This is a genomic window from Nostoc sp. MG11, from assembly GCF_014904695.1.
GTDB lineage: Bacteria > Cyanobacteriota > Cyanobacteriia > Cyanobacteriales > Nostocaceae > Komarekiella.
Map to the genome: position 1 here is coordinate 28,672 of NZ_JACXXN010000014.1, position 16,308 is coordinate 44,979.

Here is a 16,308-nt window from a genome sequence, read left to right on the forward strand (position 1 = left end):
GAACTATCATGGTTCGTCACAAGACTTCTTGGAAGATATTCCTATCGCAGGAAGTGGGTCGATGCCCACTTTTTTTATTGAATTTTCGCATGACTCATCCCTTAGTCCCACAAATTATTGATTTGGCGACACCAGTAGCAGAAGAACTGGGGTTGGAAGTTGTTGGTGTAGTTTTTCACACTAACCAACGTCCGCCAATATTGCGGGTAGATATCCGCAATCCTCAGCAAGATACTGGGTTGGATGATTGTGAGAGGATGAGCCGTGCTTTAGAAGCCTTCTTAGATGCAGCGGAAATCGTTCCAGATGCTTATGTCTTGGAAGTGTCTAGTCCTGGTATTTCACGGCAACTAGTCACCGACAGGGAATTTATTTCCTTTAAAGGATTTCCTGTAATCATCTCTACTTCTCCACCCTACGACGGACAGCAAGAGTGGATTGGTCAATTAATTCGCCGAGATGAGACAAAAGTTTACTTAAACCAAAAAGGTCGTATAGTCGAAATTCCGCGTTCCCTAATTACTAGGGTGCAGTTGGATGAGCGCCAATAGGTGATTTTGGATTTTAGACTTTGCAGAAAGTCTGTAGCAAGATCCCGCAGGGTGCAGCGGCTTCTGACGCTCCTACGTCGCCTTAAGAGAAGCCACTCGTAGAAAAGCTTCTCGTAGAGAAGTCTTTAGGCTACGTTATCCGTTAACACAGTGGCTCAACTTTCCAAGACAGATTTTGGATTGAGGACTGGTGATGTAATTAGGTAATGGGAAATGGGAAACCGAGCCACAATTACCTATTACTAATCACCATCCCTTATCTAAATCTAAAATTTAAAATCCAAAATTGCGCTGGGTGCTTACATAAAACGTAAGGAGATTGCTTATGTCAATGGTTACTTTACCTGGATTAAAAGAATTAATTGAAAGTATAAGTCGCGAGCGTAATTTACCCCGTCTTGCAGTTCAATCAGCTATTAGAGAAGCATTACTCAAGGGTTACGAACGTTATCGTCGTGCCCAAAATTTAGAACGCAAACAGTTTGACGAAGATTATTTTGATAATTTTGAAGTAGAACTTGATATTGAAGGCGAAGGGTTTCGCGTTCTCTCCACTAAAACCATTGTCGAAGAAGTCAGCAACTCAGACCATCAGATTTCCCTAGACGAAGTTCAATTAGTAGCTCCTGAAGCGCAGTTAGGGGACTCTGTAGTGCTGGATGTTACCCCAGATCAAGGAGAATTTGGTCGCATGGCAGCGATGCAGACCAAGCAGGTACTAGCGCAAAAACTACGGGATCAACAACGTCAGATGGTGCAAGAAGAGTTCCAAGATTTAGAAGGAACTGTCTTGCAAGCAAGAGTTTTGCGGTTTGAGAGACAATCTGTGATTCTGGCAGTTACCTCTGGCTTTGGTCAGCCAGAGGTAGAAGCCGAATTACCCAAGCGGGAACAGCTACCCAACGATAATTATCGGGCAAATGCCACATTTAAAGTCTATCTCAAAAAAGTTTCCCAAGGTCAGCAACGGGGGCCGCAGTTGCTCGTATCTCGCGCCGATGCTGGTTTGGTAGTTTATCTTTTCGCCAACGAAGTACCGGAAATTGAAGATGAAGTGGTGCGGATTGTCGCCGTAGCGCGGGAAGCTAACCCCCCCTCCCGTTACGTGGGCCCCCGGACTAAAATAGCAGTAGACACTCTTGATCGCGATGTTGACCCAGTAGGTGCTTGTATTGGAGCACGGGGATCGCGGATTCAAGTGGTAGTCAACGAATTGCGGGGTGAAAAAATAGATGTGATTCGCTGGTCTCCAGACCCAGCAACATACATTGCCAACGCCTTGAGTCCAGCACGGGTAGACGAAGTGCGCCTGATGGATCCAGAAACTCGACAAACTCACGTACTAGTAGCTGAAGACCAATTGAGTTTAGCTATTGGCAAAGAAGGACAAAATGTTCGTTTGGCTGCCCGCTTGACTGGTTGGAAAATTGACATTAAAGACAAAGCTAAGTATGATTACGCGGCAGAAGATGCCAAGTTTGCAGCCTCACGAGCCAAATATCAACAAGAGCAAGAAGATTATGACATTGATTATGAGGAACTAGAGGACGAAAATCAAGAAGAATTAGAATTAGAGGATGATAATTTTGACACTAATAATGAGGAATAATTTACTAGCCTCTGGCGTTCTGGTAATGTTGAATGCATTGCCAGTCTTAACAATTACTTCTTGCAAGGTACCTTGATATAAGTAAAAATTGGCAAAAAAAACTTTTTTTACAACCAAACTGCTGACATAAGGTTGCAGAGAACCGATGAAACCAAATTATCGGCGCTGTACTAGTTGCCGCAAAGTAGGCTTAAAAGAAGAGTTTTGGCGGATTGTCCGCGTCTTTCCGTCGGGGAAGGTACAATTAGATATGGGCATGGGGCGTTCTGCCTATATTTGTCCGCAAGTGAGCTGCCTACAAGCGGCTCAAAAAAAAAATCGACTAGGGCGATCGCTACATGCATCAGTGCCAGAAGCACTGTATCAAACATTGTGGCAGCGTCTAGCCCAAAGCAATAGCCAAAAGAAAACTTAATTGGAACAACTTTGTGGCGGTAATCCAAAAGAGGAATTGTGCCGAAAGCCGAACTAATTGTGCTTTCATCACACCCTCTGCGATTGGTAGGGTTAGTGCCAAAATAGTAAATGGGTGTAATAGGCAAGTAGCTCTCCAATAAAAAGAGGGGCGAAGCAATACTCCCAACAAGATTTACTCAATTGTGTTGTGGAAGACTCAGAATCAGCAAAACAAGAAACTACAAAATGGCAACCTGGTAGCGCTCAGGCGCAATTCAGCGTCAACCGTCTTTCCTGGCGGGGACGCCAGCGTTAAATCGAAACATCTCTCTTTCCTGATTGGAGGCACCGACAAAATCACTAAGGGCAACCAAAAAACAGTAATCAAAGGATGGAGATGTCGCAAACCAGGCAACCATCCGCTAAAACTGTAAATTAAAGGGGAAGAGTGGATGAACAACGGCAAAGTTAGAATCTACGAATTATCAAAGGAATTGAATTTGGATAACAAAGAGCTATTAGCAATTTGCGACCAGCTCAACATTGCGGTCAAAAGCCATAGCAGCACGATTTCAGAATCGGAGGCAGAACGTATCCGTTCGGCTGCGGAAAAACTCGCGGCTACAAATGGAACACCCAAAAAGGAATTAGGTATAACTACTCATAAACCAAATTCGCCACAAAATGGCGGACGTAACCGACCTGCTCCACCTCACAAACAACAAATTTTGGAAATTCGTAAACCCAAAATATTGAGAAATCCTACCTCCAACGCCCCAGAGGCGTCAGTCGCTACCAATACCCAAGCTGCCTTGTCTGAAGCTAATCCTCCTTCACCTCCACGGCCCTTCGCTACACCTGTCTCACCCATGCAGCCGACGGCACCAATTCGACCTATAACCCGGAATCAGCCTGAAACCGCACAACAATCTACTGTCATAGATGCGGATCAAAAGCCTAATACAGATCAGACACCGGAAAAAACAGTTCCACCCAGACCAAAACCAGAAAAAGCTCAAAAACCGCAACTGGTTGCTCCACCGTCAAGACCATTGACAGAAGAACCGCAGGCAGATGAGCCGCAATCTCAGGCAGACAAACCCGTACTTAAACGCGATCGCCCACGGCGAGTCGAAGATGATCGCGATCAAGTCAAGCCAAAAGTCGCTAAGCTCACAACTGACCAAACCCCACAAACTGCACCGCAAAGACAGGGCCGTCCCACTCCGCCACCTGTCAAGCCAGAGCATAGGGTGAATAGGCCATCTGCACCAGCACCATTAGGAGAAGGGCAAAGACCCAGACCAGCACGTCCTGGTGAAGCTGTAGCAGCAATGCCAATAGCTACCCCACCCAGACAGATGTCAGGAGTAGCGGCGAAATCTGAAGGATTGGGTGATGAGCCAGTTGCACCCGATCTTCTCGATTTGAAACGCCCAACTCCACCCCGTCCCACTAAAGGTGGGAAAAAGTGGGTAGAAGAAGAAATCATTGACGAAGTCAAAGAAAAGGCAAAGGCCGGCGTCAAAGGCAAGCGAATCAAGCCGATACTTGATGATGAGTTTGAAGAAGAAGATTTACTGGACGAAGATGGTCTGGAAATACCAGCTACAGTCCAAGTTAGCCTTTCCATCGCCCGTCCTCCCAAACCCAAGGCTGCCCGACCAACACAGCCAATTGCCGCAGCGGTTGTGAGCACTCCAACTGCCAGAGGTAGTAGAAAGTCTAGTTACAACCGCGACCAAAACCGTCGTCAAGAAACCGAAATCAAGCGTGAGCGTCCAGAAAAAGTTGTAGTAACAGGCCCGCTGACAGTGCAAGAACTGGCTGACGTTATGGCCGTTGCCGATACGGAGATTGTGAAAATCCTCTTCCTCAAAGGCATGGCGGTGAGTATCACCCAAAATTTGGATATTCCCACAATTACTCTGGTAGGAAAAGAACTAGAAATAGAAGTCGAAACTGCTGAGCCAGAAGCAGAAGCTCGGAAAGTCACAGAAATGGTCAGTGCGGAAGACTTGGATTATCTCCACCGCCGTCCGCCAGTAGTGACGATTATGGGTCACGTAGACCACGGCAAAACAACTCTACTTGACTCGATTCGCAAAACCAAAGTAGCTGCTGGCGAAGCAGGTGGTATTACCCAACACATCGGTGCATATCATGTAGATGTGGAACATGAAGGCAAAATGCAGCAGGTTGTCTTTCTGGATACCCCCGGTCACGAAGCCTTTACAGCTATGCGGGCGCGAGGAACGCGGGTAACAGACATTGCTGTTTTGGTAGTGGCTGCTGATGATGGCGTTCGTCCTCAAACTGTTGAAGCAGTTAGTCATGCTCAAGCTGCCGGAGTGCCAATTATCGTCGCAATCAACAAAATCGATAAAGAAGGGGCGCAGCCAGAGCGGGTGAAACAAGAGCTTACCCAGTATGGTCTGACCTCAGAAGACTGGGGCGGTGAGACAATTATGGTTCCCGTGAGCGCGATCCGAGGCGAAAACCTAGATACGCTTTTAGAGATGATTTTGCTCGTAGCAGAGGTAGAAGAACTCAATGCGAACCCAGACCGCTCCGCTAAAGGAACGGTGATTGAAGCCCATTTGGATAAAGCTAAGGGAGCAGTTGCTACCCTGCTGATTCAGAATGGTACCCTACACGTAGGAGATATGCTAGTAGCTGGCTCTGCCTTTGGTAAAGTGCGAGCAATGGTCAATGACAGAGGCGCAAGAGTCGATATCGCTTCTCCCTCCTTTGCAGTTGAGGTATTAGGTTTAAGTGAAGTACCAGCCGCAGGTGACGAGTTTGAAGTCTTCGAGAACGAAAAAGAAGCCAGAACACTCGCAGCCGACAGAGCCGACAAACAACGCCAATCCCGCCTCTTACAGGGACGTGTCACCCTCACAACCCTCTCAGCTCAAGCACAAGAAGGCGAGTTGAAAGAACTCAACTTAATCTTGAAAGGAGACGTACAAGGTTCCGTGGAAGCGATTGTGGGAGCGCTCAAGCAAATCCCGCAAAACGAAGTCCAAATTCGGATGCTGTTGGCTACTGCTGGAGAAATTACCGAGACAGATATCGACTTAGCAGCTGCCAGTAACGCTGTGATCATTGGCTTCAATACCACCTTCGCCAGTGGAGCAAGACAAGCCGCCGATGAGGCTGGTGTGGATGTCCGGGAATACAACATTATCTACAAACTCTTGGAAGACATCCAAGATGCCTTGGAAGGTCTTCTGGAACCAGAGTTGGTGGAAGAACCCTTGGGTCAAACCGAAGTACGTGCCGTCTTCCCAGTCGGCCGTGGTGCGGTTGCCGGTTGCTATGTTCAATCTGGCAAGCTGATTCGCAACTGCAAAGTGCGGGTGCGTCGTGGCAATAAGGTCATCTATGAAGGCGTCCTGGATTCCTTAAAACGGATGAAAGAGGATTCTCGTGAGGTCAACGCCGGTTATGAATGCGGTGTCGGCATTGATAAATTCAATGATTGGGTTGAAGGTGACATCATCGAAGCCTACCAGATGGTGACTAAGCGCCGTACTCTCACACTGACGAAATAGTGCTGAGCAATGAGTGCTGAGTTACCGAAGTTTGGATCGCCGGAAGCCGGCGCTCCAACTTCTCGCTGACGTAAAAGTTAAGAGTGCTGAGTTTAAAACAGTTTTTAGTTCAAAACTCAAAATTCAAAACTTGAAAATCAACACTTAGTACTCAGACATCTGAACTTTGGTTATTCAGAACTCAAGACTGATAACTTGATATATGCCCTCATTTCGCTCTGAACCTATCTTGTGGATTCACGTTGCTGGATTGGCAACGTTGCCTATTTTTTTGGTGCTGTGCTTATTGTTCCTGTCTGTGGGTGACCCACTGTTGCCAATGTGGATGGAGCTGTTCCTAGTGGCCGCCATTGGTATTGTTCCTCTGCTGTGGATTCAGCTACGCCGCCCTTTTTATATATTTGCGATTTTGGGAATAGCCTTAAAACCAGAAAATCTGACAGAGAGGCAGCGAAAAATTCTCTGTTTAATTAATACAAAGTTAAATCGGATGCTATCGCTGCTAGCAGCAGTATTATTAGTATGGGTGCTGTGGCATCTTTATCAAGTTGCCCCAATGGTAGCCAATGTAGCTAAATTTTTACCACAATGGCGTAGTCTGGGGCTACTGCTTGCTGCTTTAGCTTTTTTAGCAAGTAATCTATTTTTACAAATTCCTGTGAGTGTCGCACGAATTTTAGTGACTAATGACACAGATTTTGCAGCCGCAGAACCATTATCTTTAGAAAAGATTAAGCAGGATTTCACAATTTTAGGGGTACGGGTTAATCGAATCTTGCCCCGTTTGGATCTGGAAGTTAAAACTGAGGAATGAGGAACTATGGCTCGAATTCCAGCTTCTAGCGATCGCCAAATTTCTCCTGATACTGAAATTTGGTACAACCTCAAGTACGCAATTTCTGCAAGTTCCGGCTTTCAACGCTGGCAGCTAGAACGCGATGCTCAATTACAGGGGCTTCGCCTGGAACAGCAGGTACAGCGGTATTTAAGAGAAACTTTAGAGACTTTAGCTTACTAAAAACCAAATAAATTTTCTAGGCTTGTTTGCAAGCGACGAAGTTGACGGTAGGCACTCTCCAAGCGATCGCCATCAGCTTCGACTTCTGTAGTGGGGTAATTTTCAATAATTTCGATTAACGACACTTGCCCATCTTGACTTGCAGAAAGAACCAAAGCAGCACGTATAGCCTGTCGATCTGCTCTGCGAGACGGTGTATGAATAACTTCACTAATTTGATCCAAAATAACATTACCAACCGGGCTATTGAGTACTCTATCCACAAACACAGGATTTACCTTCACTGGTTGAGTTAAATACTGACGAATTGCTCTGGGATTTTGTCGCGCCAAAGCTAAATTAACTCTTAATGAACGTGAGAGTTCGCCTGTTTGGGCAAAAGTGGATAGCTCCTCTACTGAAAGTGATTCACGGAAGATACCGTACTTGAGCACCATTCGTTCAGCAGCGAAGGCAGGAGCGCTGAAGATTAAAAGACAAGTGGTAAGGACTAAAACTAAGACTCGACGTAGGGCCAAAAATTGACAACGCATTTCCTTTAATTTCCAAAAGGGTTACTTTTACTGGATAATATTCCAGGAAAATTAGTTGTAGCATCTGGCTCTAGGTATCCACTCGCGGGTAATTTTCAGAAATCAACAGTATAAGTTCTGTGATCTATCTAAGGAATTTAGCTGAATTAGTGCTAATCATCCGGTATAGTTTTGCATGGGTTTTACAGCTACATGGCTGCTACCTTCAACCTTGTTCAACGTACCTTAATTCAGCACATCACAGACTTTAAAAATGAAATATCGGAGTTTTCACATTTCTCCAGCGAAAAATCGCCTTCTTTCTAGCAATCACCTCAAATCTACTTTACGTGTGGGAGCTGGACTAACGGCTTTGTTAGTTGTTTCTGGTGGCTCGATGCTACTACCTGGTGAGGTAAATGCTGGTGCTACTCACCAAGAAGCTATTGCCCCTACTCTCACAGCGCAAGTTCCTGCAAGTGCAACAGTTATTTACGTTAACTCGGCAACTGGTGCAGATACTACTGGTGCAGGTGCAACGGCAGCAGCACCCTACAAAACCATTACCTTTGCTCTCAGTCAAGCTCAACCAGGTACAACCATTCAACTGGCTGCTGGGAACTATAACCAGGAAAGTGGAGAAACCTTCCCACTGTTGCTTAAGCCAGGGGTAACGTTGCGAGGAGATGAATCGACCAAAGGTCAGGCAATGTTGATTACAGGTGGAGGTTTCTACACTAGTCGCACCTTTGCCAGACAGGATATTACAATTCTTGCCGAGCAAGATACTACGATCACAGGCGTGAGTGTCACCAACCCAAATCAGCGGGGTACAGGTGTGTGGGTAGAATCAACTAATCCCATCATCAAAAACAGTACTTTTACTAACAGTGTAAGAGAGGGCGTTTTTGTTACGGGTACAGGTAATCCCAAAATTGAAAATAATCTCTTTGTGCAAAACAAAGGTAACGGGGTTTCCATCGCTAGATCTGCCCAAGGAGAGATTCGGAATAACGTATTTCAGGATACGGGTTTTGGTCTGGCGATCGGTGGTACTTCCACACCCCTGGTTGTGGAAAATCAAATTGTCCAAAACCAAGACGGTCTTTTTATCTCAGAGTCAGCCAAGCCCATACTACGTAAGAATGTTATTCAGAACAATAAGCGGGATGGCGTCGTAGCAACTGTTAATGCTCTACCTGACCTTGGAACTAACGAAAATCCTGGTGGCAATCTCATCCGAAATAACACTCGTTATGACTTGAACAATGCCACCAAAACTAATCAGATTCTCGCTATCGGCAACGATATTGATCAGAAACGGATTTTAGGTTCAGTGGAATTTGTTGCCGCAACTGTCCCGGGCCAACCTGTCGCTTTTAAGGATGTGCCAGCAACTTATTGGGCAAAAGCTTACATCGAAGCCTTAGCCTCTCAAAATATTATTGCTGGCTTTCCTGATGGGAGCTTTAAACCCAATGAGCCTGTGACTCGCGCTCAATTCGCCACTATTATCACTAAAGCCCTGAAACCACCTGCTAAACGCGCAGGTATTGAGTTTAAGGATGTAAAAAACAATTTTTGGGCTTACGCCGCCATCAAATCTGCTTACCAAAGTCAATTTGTCTCTGGTTATCCCGATGGGAGTTTTAAACCACAACAGCAAATTCCTAGAGTGCAAGCATTAGTTTCATTAGCCAATGGTTTGGGCTTAACTGTCAACAATCAGAATGTCCTTTCCTTTTACACCGATGCTGCCCAGATTCCTAATTATGCGATCGCCCCGGTTGCTGCTGCAACTGCACGGCAACTAGTGGTCAACTATCCCACAGCTAAGCAACTCAATCCTAATCGTGAGGCGACGAGAGCAGAAGTTGCTGCCTTCGTTTACCAGGCACTCGTTAGTGCCGGACGTGCCCAACCAATTCCTTCATCCTATTTGGTAACAGTTCAGTAAACCTTTAGTTAGCATTAAAGCGCCAAGACTAACAAATTGTTAGTTTGGCGCTTTAAACATTTTGAGTTTTATTAAACTTGAGGTCTTTAATATAATTGACCTTATTTGAATTTTATTGAGTTAATATTCAGGGTCTTTATATTAGCTGACCCCGTTTGAACAGCTTCTAGTTTCCCAGAAATTTTTGCCTTTCGAGATTTCCTAATACTTTTTTTATTTTTTCTGTCTTTGATGTTTTTAACTTTATGAAAACATCAATAAACTTGAGTAATGTAAAGATAACATGAGGAAAAATAAAGTTACTCTTTTAAAAATTTGAGACTACCAACATCTAGGGGCGTCGTTGCCGCTGCTGCTCCCAGCGCCAAAGAAATACCATTAAGGCAACTATTCCTACCTGGAGTGCCAAGTTAGGTAAAGCATTGTCAATATCCCGTCCAGCAAGCAGTCGAAAAAAAAATATGAATGCGCCGAGCAAACCAGAAGCACCGAAAGCAATGTAAATAAATTGCCGCAATCCTCGATATGGGGTTGCCATTTCTGCTTTAAGGCGAGCATATTGTTCCGGGTTCAGGCGATTTTTGGTATTTGGTTCTGTCATGAGTAAATCATGCTATACTTTTAGACTGTGTACGCCGATGTGGCTCAGTGGTAGAGCAGCTGATTCGTAATCAGCAGGCCGTGGGTTCAAATCCCATCATCGGCTTTGATGAAAGTATTGCTCAATATTCAAAGTCTGACATAAGTTCAGCTTTTAACCAAAGCAATAGTTTGAACTATCACTCAAACTCTTTTTCGCAAAAGGCTTTTAACAAATCGATACAATTAGCGATCGCCCCTAAATGGGCAATTTCATAGCCGTGGGTATTTTGTGTAGGAAATGCTAAACAAGCAGCACGAGCAACATGACCAAACTTCATAGCGATCGATGCATCGCTACCAAATCCGCTTAAAGTTGCTAACTGTACTGGCATATCTAGATTTTTAGCACAATGGCGTAGTTGTCCATTCAAGGTCTCATCGTAGATGCCATAGGCGTCCTGATAAAGTAGCACAGGATTTTTGCCATCTTCAATTGGGTATTCGGTGGATAGCGGACAAATTTCTAAAGCAATCAAGGCATCTAAACGCTGATTTTGAGTAAAAAATAACGCTCCAATTGCCCCAACTTCTTCTTTTGCTGATGCTACTAGATAAACATCACTATCTGGCTGTTTTAGACTTTGAGTTAAGCCAAGCAGAATCGCAACAGAGGCTTTGTTATCCAGAGTGTAACTGGCGATATGGTTTTTTAGCCTAATTGGCAGCTTGCGATGCTTGCCAATTACCATTCTCGTTCCAGGTCGAATACCAGCTGCTTCTAATTCAGCAGTAGAGCGTTTTGTTTCAATCCAAGCATTTTCCCATTTAACAGGAGTATCTTCCTGTTGGACTTTTTGGGGGGATTCATGGGAAACGTGGCGTGAACCAAAGCTGAGAATGCCACTAATAGTTTCGTGATCTCCCAGTAAATCTACAACACCTTCACCGTAAACCCAAGGGTAAGAACCACCTAGCTTACGGACTTCGACGCGACCTTCATCACCAAGAGTTTTGACAATTGCGCCAATTTCGTCTTTATGGGCTGTGATTGCGATCGCTCTGTATGGATTTTTCCCAGGAATTTTTGCAATGATATTATCAGCGCGATCGCACCAAACTTCTACACCCAGATCTGTAAATCGCTGTAATAATAACTGGTTAATTTCGGCTTCTGCACCACTAGGAGAATGGTGCATTACCAATTCTTCAATAATTTGAAATAAGTGATCGTAATCCCGCATCAATGTATTAATTTGAAAAATCAATAATTACGTATTGAACGTAACAGACTTAGGTTTGCGATCGCTTTAACTTTAAAGCTTCAGCAGCCGATACACCTTCACCCTGAGTGCCAAAGTACCACAAAGCCGCAGCCGCTTCAGCGCGAGTTACTGGCTTTTTGGGTTGAAACAGCGTCGTATAACCAAACACCCGTCGAATATTTGATTGTTCACTGTTCTGGAAATCAGCCAGAACTGCTCTTAAAGCCTTAGGGTCAATTTTCCCCGCATCTTGGAAACCCCAGGTTTGCTTAACTGCATCTAAGTTGGCAGAAGGTAAAGCTTGACGGGTATCCAGAGGTAATTTCCACAGCAGCAATTGCTCCCGTGTTAAAGGTGCATCAGGACGAAACAAAACTGTTGTAGAATCTCCAGACAAAGGACTAGGAATTAACCCAGCTTCGGCTAATCCCTGAATTACTGGGAAATCAGGATCGGTTTTCGACACATCACTAAAAACTGGTTGAGTACTTTCTGATGCCAAACGAATTTGTTTAGCTGGATTGCTAGCATACATGGCATTATTAGCAGCAACTAGCCAACGGGCGTATTCCCGACGGGTAACAATCTTACCGGGTTCAAACTTGTTAGTTGTGGCGATATTACTCTTAGTAGGTTGTGATTCTATAGATAAAACACCTAATGCCGCTAAGTCTTGTACGTATTGCTGCCATTCTTGTGGTGCTTTATTCAGATCGTTAAATTCTTGAGTAGATGTAGCGGTAGGGGTTGTTTGGCTAGTAGATGTGCTTTCTGGCTGTGCTGCCAATTTTGTGGGTGACACCGGGCCAACAAACTGCGGATCTCCTGGTTTGGGAATTTCGTTAGTAGTTTCGTTAGGATTTGGAGATTGTACCGTTGCTGTACTATTAGGTGCGTACTCAATCCGTAATTCCGTGGCCGTTTGAGGTTGATTGGGTGTAGCGTTGGTGACTGATTGCGCCTGAATGGAAACCTTCAACAGCAAATCGTTGCGACGTGCTTCAAAAGTACCTCCTGCTTCATCTGTTGGCTGTTGTAAAATCTGCCAGTTATTTGTCTGAAACTGGCTACGATAAAAGTCGGCAATAAAATTGCTGGGATCAGAACTGAGCCAGCGAGTTGATATTCTGTTTTCTGAGCCGTTAGTAGGCGTAACTTCCTCTAGCTTGGCATTAGGATATAACGGGATATCTTTGGGAAAATCAGCCGGCAATTGAACTGTTGATTCGTTTTGCTGTGCTTGTGGATCGTTACCTTTAGCCTGCCCAAAAACAACTGGATTGTTTTGGAGTTGCGGATCTGCTGCCAAAGACTGCTCAAGGTTTTTGGCAATTGGATTGTTAGCACAGGCTGTTAATGAAGTGATTAAAACAGCTAAACTCAGAAAGACAGCTGGACGTTTACAGGGAAGCACAGGAAATCACAAATTGAGTTTCAATTCCTACCCTAGCGCAGACTGTCGAAATTTAATTTGCTTATGTATGAGTTTTTGCTAATAGCTTAGGACTGAGTTTGCAGCAAATCTCCAGCAATTGAGTAGCAGCAAGGGCTGGAGAAAAGTTCTCAGCGACATATTGACTAGACTGGAAGCCCCGTTTAATTGCTTCATCTGGATTATTCAGACAGTATCTCATACAACTGGCTAATCCTTCTGCATCTTCATTTTCAAAAAACAGGCTGTGTGGCCCAGCAACTTCTGGCAATCCTCCCATCTTTGAGACAATGGAGCAGGTTTGAACGCTAGAGGCTTCTAGCACTACGTAACCTGCTGGTTCTTGCCAGCGAGAAGGAGCGGTCAAAGCCAGCGCATCCTGAACTTTTACAAGTGCTTCGTGATTAGAAAGTTGACCCAAAAAATTAACGCAGCTTAAAATTCCTAAATCAGATGCTAGTTGTTTCAATTCATTAGCTTGTATTCCGTTACCAATTATTAAAACTTCAAATTCCTGATTTTCGTCTTTCAAAATTCGCACTGCTTTCAATAAAATATCAACTCCCTTACTTCCATCTAATCTGCCGACAAAAACAAATTTATATGGATTAGATAATAGTTTCAGATCCTTTGGCTGGTTTTTTTGGTTAATTTCTATGGGATTATATAAAGTATCTACTAACCAAGGAAAGGCGCTAGATTCGGCCAAAAAATTACTACAAGCTGTATGATAATCAGCTATTAGTGCAGTAAAAAGCCGGATAACTAGTCACATCCATTTTACGGCAGTGTACAATTTCCACTTTAAAGGATAGTTAGCTTTAGGTAATGTGTGTTTTAATTCTGCTTGCAGCCGTTTGCCAAATGTCATCTTCTCATAATTAATATGCGTTGTATGATAAAAAGAATAATGATATTTAATAACTATCTTTTTACCCAACGCTTTGCAAAGCATTGCAAAAACTAAGTTATTTGAATTCATGTGAACTATATCAGCCCAGGCAATATAGCTCAACCATTTCCTGAACTTGTCTTGTTTGGTGGAAATAGTTTGAATTTCATTTCCTCTGGTTTCAAGTTCTGGGATAATAGAATAAATATAAGTTAAAACACCAGCAATTTCGTTGTCAGAATGACGGTGCTGAATTAAAAGCTTCATACGTAAATCGACTATTCAAATATCTCTAATTAATAATGTAAATTTAATAGTTTAGCTTATTGAGTATATAAATTAGGTTTATTGATACTTATTTACTTAGATTAAGTAAGTCACCTCAGTTATAATTCAAAAATTTACCTGTAGATAAAATGATCTCTAAAAAAATGAGTAAACGGTAGCAAAAGCTACCGTATTGTCTTTGGTCTACAGCTATTAGGTCTTGATAATTCCCATGCTTATTTATAGAGTTCCCTAAAACTTCGGTAAAGTAACATTTGCAGAAAAAAACCTATAAATAAACCTAAAAGCCTCACTAGACATGAGCTATAGTGTTTTGGTGATTAAGGTAGAGTTCTCTAAATCTTAAACTTGGGATGCGATAACGATTAAAAACTCGCCAAAAAACGGTATGGCTGTCATCTACTGCTCAATGCACTAACTAGAAGCGATCGCCAACTACCTAAAGTGATAGACTAAGAATAAATCCCCCCTTAGCCTCATCCAAGGAGGGAAATCATAAATAACATTTTCTAACGCTGGCTTGCGATCAGTTCTGGAGACTATTCATCTGAGAATGGTAATCTGAATAAGGCAATACGCAAAAAATGTCAATTTTAGGCAATTCCAGACATTTAGCGTCAGTTTGCAGCTCTTAGGAATCGAGGTCATAGGCAAAGGGGTCAAGTGTCACAGCAATTTCTCTCGAATCTATAAATTGAGTTTTTGAGCGAAATCCTACTTGTGCTTTAGTCAAGAACTCAATTCACTAAGATGATAGCCAACCTATTACTGGAGACAGTTATAGCAATTATTGGCTAGAAGCAGACAAAAAGCAGTAAATTTGTGCTTGTGGCTTAGTCAATCGTTTAGTTAAGGCGGAATGTTTATGGAGAAATTAACTCTCAGGTTGCATAAAGATACCTTGATGTCAAAAATGCAAATTGTATAGGAGTATGAAAAATCTAAAATAGATATTAAATTGAGAACAAAGAACGACCATCGACAACTGTTAGTCCATTTTACTTTCCGTAAGCGTCGCCGGGTTGTTACCAGTGCTGAAACACGAATACATGCCAGTTTCCCAGGATCAGCCTATCTATTCCGAGGCTCCACTCCATCTGTTGCTGTTTGTTGATGGACGCCCAAAGTCCCGACAACAGGTACAACGAATCCGTGCTTACTTAAAAGAATTGCAGGCTGAGTATAGTTTTGAACTTGAAATCATTGATGTCGGGCAACAACCCTACTTGGCTGAACACTTTAGATTGGTAGCAACGCCAGCTTTAATCAAAATCCACCCGGAACCCCGGCAGATTTTAGCCGGGAGTAATATAATCGCCCAATTGAAAAATTGGTGGCCCCGCTGGCAGACTGCCATAGATGCTTACTTAAAATTACAGGAAGACTTACAAGTACGTATAGACGAAAATAGTCGGGTGACATCACCAAAATCTACAATCAGTTCTGTTGCTGTTTCCGCCGAATTCATCCGACTTTCAGACGAAATTTTTCGCTTGAAACAGGAAAAAGATAAACTCCAGGAGCAGCTACAGTTTAAAGATCGGGTGATAGCGATGCTGGCACATGACCTCCGCAATCCGCTGACTGCTGCCGCGATCGCTATAGAAACTCTCCAATCTAACTACAATTTAGATACAGGTGGGTTTATGCGCCTCAAACCAGCCATGACGGCGCATCTATTAAAGCAAGCCCGCAGTCAAACTAAAACTATTGACCGAATGATTACTGACCTGTTACACGTGGGTCGTGGTAATGATACTGAGCTGCCGATAATACCACAAAAAGTAGAGTTAGGCAAAGTTTGTCTGGATGTACTAGAAGAATTGCGCGATCGCTACACCGCCAAATCCCAAAATATACATACAGATATCCCCACAGACTTACCCCGTGTCTATGCCGATCCAGAACGTATACGGCAAGTACTGATGAATCTGTTGGACAATGCGATTAAATACACGCCAGAAGGCGGGAAAATTAGCGTTGCTGGACTACATCGTACTACCCAAAAAGTTCAGTTCAGTATTGGCGATTCCGGCCCTGGCATTCCTGTAGAAAATTGCGATCGCATCTTTGAAAATCACTTCCGTCTACAACGCGATGAAGGTACAGAAGGTTACGGCATTGGTCTTTGTTTATGCCAACGGATTATCCGAGCACACTACGGTCAAATTTGGGTAGACACTGCTCCCTATGGCGGAGCCTGGTTCCACTTCACATTGCCAGTTTACCCGTCTTAGTCAAGAGTCAAGGAC

General features: G+C 43.7%; 14 protein-coding genes and 1 tRNA gene. 9 read left to right on the forward strand and 6 right to left on the reverse strand.

The genetic code is table 11. From position 1 onward, the window contains the following. The first annotated feature begins 89 nt into the window (after window positions 1-89). The 6 genes from rimP (at window position 90) to HCR01_RS19720 (ending at window position 7,131) form a co-directional block, all read left to right on the forward strand. The gene (rimP, locus tag HCR01_RS19695) at window positions 90-551 is read left to right on the forward strand and encodes a ribosome maturation factor RimP (protein ID WP_193197910.1); all 462 of its coding nucleotides are present in this window, start codon (window positions 90-92) and stop codon (window positions 549-551) included. A 325-nt stretch (window positions 552-876) separates the two neighbouring features. After that, window positions 877-2,160 carry a transcription termination factor NusA gene (gene nusA, locus HCR01_RS19700; RefSeq protein ID WP_193197801.1) on the forward strand — a complete coding sequence of 428 codons (1,284 nt, stop codon included), beginning with the start codon at window positions 877-879 and terminating at the stop codon, window positions 2,158-2,160. A gap of 145 nt (window positions 2,161-2,305) precedes the next feature. Beyond that, the gene (locus HCR01_RS19705) at window positions 2,306-2,575 is read left to right on the forward strand and encodes a YlxR family protein (RefSeq protein WP_193197802.1); all 270 of its coding nucleotides are present in this window, start codon (window positions 2,306-2,308) and stop codon (window positions 2,573-2,575) included. Window positions 2,576-3,008: 433 nt separating this feature from the next. Beyond that, entirely contained in the window at window positions 3,009-6,113 is a 3,105-nt protein-coding gene (gene infB, locus HCR01_RS19710) for a translation initiation factor IF-2 (protein WP_193197803.1), read from the forward strand. 202 nt (window positions 6,114-6,315) lie between these two features. Further along, a complete protein-coding gene (locus HCR01_RS19715; RefSeq protein WP_193197804.1) occupies window positions 6,316-6,927 on the forward strand; it encodes a low-complexity tail membrane protein in 612 nt (203 codons plus the stop codon). A gap of 6 nt (window positions 6,928-6,933) precedes the next feature. Continuing rightward, window positions 6,934-7,131: a hypothetical protein gene (locus HCR01_RS19720; RefSeq protein WP_193197805.1), complete on the forward strand. Its 198-nt coding sequence runs from the start codon at window positions 6,934-6,936 to the stop codon at window positions 7,129-7,131. Here HCR01_RS19720 and HCR01_RS19725 read toward each other — a convergent pair. Next, entirely contained in the window at window positions 7,128-7,664 is a 537-nt protein-coding gene (locus tag HCR01_RS19725; RefSeq protein ID WP_193197806.1) for an alpha/beta hydrolase, read from the reverse strand. The two genes, HCR01_RS19720 and HCR01_RS19725, sit on opposite strands and share 4 nt — an antisense overlap. A 253-nt stretch (window positions 7,665-7,917) precedes the next feature. Between HCR01_RS19725 and HCR01_RS19730 the strand changes: the two genes are divergently transcribed. Continuing rightward, on the forward strand, window positions 7,918-9,600 hold the full coding sequence (locus HCR01_RS19730; protein ID WP_193197807.1) for a DUF1565 domain-containing protein: 1,683 nt from the start codon (window positions 7,918-7,920) through the stop codon (window positions 9,598-9,600). 331 nt (window positions 9,601-9,931) lie between these two features. On the opposite strand, the gene HCR01_RS19735 is transcribed toward HCR01_RS19730, so the two are convergent. Further along, complete coding sequence (locus HCR01_RS19735; RefSeq protein WP_193197808.1) at window positions 9,932-10,201, reverse strand: DUF3493 domain-containing protein; 270 nt, start codon at window positions 10,199-10,201, stop codon at window positions 9,932-9,934. Window positions 10,202-10,234: 33 nt separating this feature from the next. On the opposite strand from HCR01_RS19735, the gene HCR01_RS19740 reads away from it, so the two are divergent. Further along, a tRNA-Thr gene (locus tag HCR01_RS19740) sits at window positions 10,235-10,306 on the forward strand. Between the two features lie 73 nt (window positions 10,307-10,379). Here the strand turns inward: HCR01_RS19740 and HCR01_RS19745 are convergent. From HCR01_RS19745 to HCR01_RS38840, 4 genes are all read right to left on the reverse strand, one after another. Next, window positions 10,380-11,423, reverse strand: a complete 1,044-nt coding sequence (locus HCR01_RS19745) for a M42 family metallopeptidase (protein WP_193197809.1) — start codon at window positions 11,421-11,423, stop codon at window positions 10,380-10,382. A 49-nt stretch (window positions 11,424-11,472) separates the two neighbouring features. Next, window positions 11,473-12,858: an S-layer homology domain-containing protein gene (locus tag HCR01_RS19750; protein ID WP_193197810.1), complete on the reverse strand. Its 1,386-nt coding sequence runs from the start codon at window positions 12,856-12,858 to the stop codon at window positions 11,473-11,475. A gap of 61 nt (window positions 12,859-12,919) precedes the next feature. Beyond that, window positions 12,920-13,585, reverse strand: a complete 666-nt coding sequence (locus HCR01_RS38835; protein ID WP_226889457.1) for a glycosyltransferase family 4 protein — start codon at window positions 13,583-13,585, stop codon at window positions 12,920-12,922. Between the two features lie 60 nt (window positions 13,586-13,645). Continuing rightward, window positions 13,646-14,035: a hypothetical protein gene (locus HCR01_RS38840; RefSeq protein WP_226889458.1), complete on the reverse strand. Its 390-nt coding sequence runs from the start codon at window positions 14,033-14,035 to the stop codon at window positions 13,646-13,648. A gap of 1,052 nt (window positions 14,036-15,087) precedes the next feature. Here HCR01_RS38840 and HCR01_RS19760 point away from each other — a divergent pair. Beyond that, window positions 15,088-16,293 carry a histidine kinase gene (locus HCR01_RS19760; protein WP_193197811.1) on the forward strand — a complete coding sequence of 402 codons (1,206 nt, stop codon included), beginning with the start codon at window positions 15,088-15,090 and terminating at the stop codon, window positions 16,291-16,293. Window positions 16,294-16,308 lie beyond the last annotated feature (15 nt).

Excerpts from the sequence above, each read along its gene's own strand:
- HCR01_RS19715 (WP_193197804.1), top strand. The coding sequence starts at position 6,316 with ATGCCCTCATTTCGCTCTGAACCTATCTTGTGGATTCACGTTGCTGGA.
- HCR01_RS19705 (WP_193197802.1), top strand. The coding sequence starts at position 2,306 with ATGAAACCAAATTATCGGCGCTGTACTAGTTGCCGCAAAGTAGGCTTA.
- HCR01_RS19735 (WP_193197808.1), bottom strand. The coding sequence starts at position 10,201 with ATGACAGAACCAAATACCAAAAATCGCCTGAACCCGGAACAATATGCT.
- HCR01_RS19720 (WP_193197805.1), top strand. The coding sequence starts at position 6,934 with ATGGCTCGAATTCCAGCTTCTAGCGATCGCCAAATTTCTCCTGATACT.
- HCR01_RS19730 (WP_193197807.1), top strand. The coding sequence starts at position 7,918 with ATGAAATATCGGAGTTTTCACATTTCTCCAGCGAAAAATCGCCTTCTT.
- rimP (WP_193197910.1), top strand. The coding sequence starts at position 90 with ATGACTCATCCCTTAGTCCCACAAATTATTGATTTGGCGACACCAGTA.
- HCR01_RS38840 (WP_226889458.1), bottom strand. The coding sequence starts at position 14,035 with ATGAAGCTTTTAATTCAGCACCGTCATTCTGACAACGAAATTGCTGGT.
- HCR01_RS19745 (WP_193197809.1), bottom strand. The coding sequence starts at position 11,423 with ATGCGGGATTACGATCACTTATTTCAAATTATTGAAGAATTGGTAATG.
- infB (WP_193197803.1), top strand. The coding sequence starts at position 3,009 with ATGAACAACGGCAAAGTTAGAATCTACGAATTATCAAAGGAATTGAAT.
- nusA (WP_193197801.1), top strand. The coding sequence starts at position 877 with ATGTCAATGGTTACTTTACCTGGATTAAAAGAATTAATTGAAAGTATA.
- HCR01_RS19725 (WP_193197806.1), bottom strand. The coding sequence starts at position 7,664 with ATGCGTTGTCAATTTTTGGCCCTACGTCGAGTCTTAGTTTTAGTCCTT.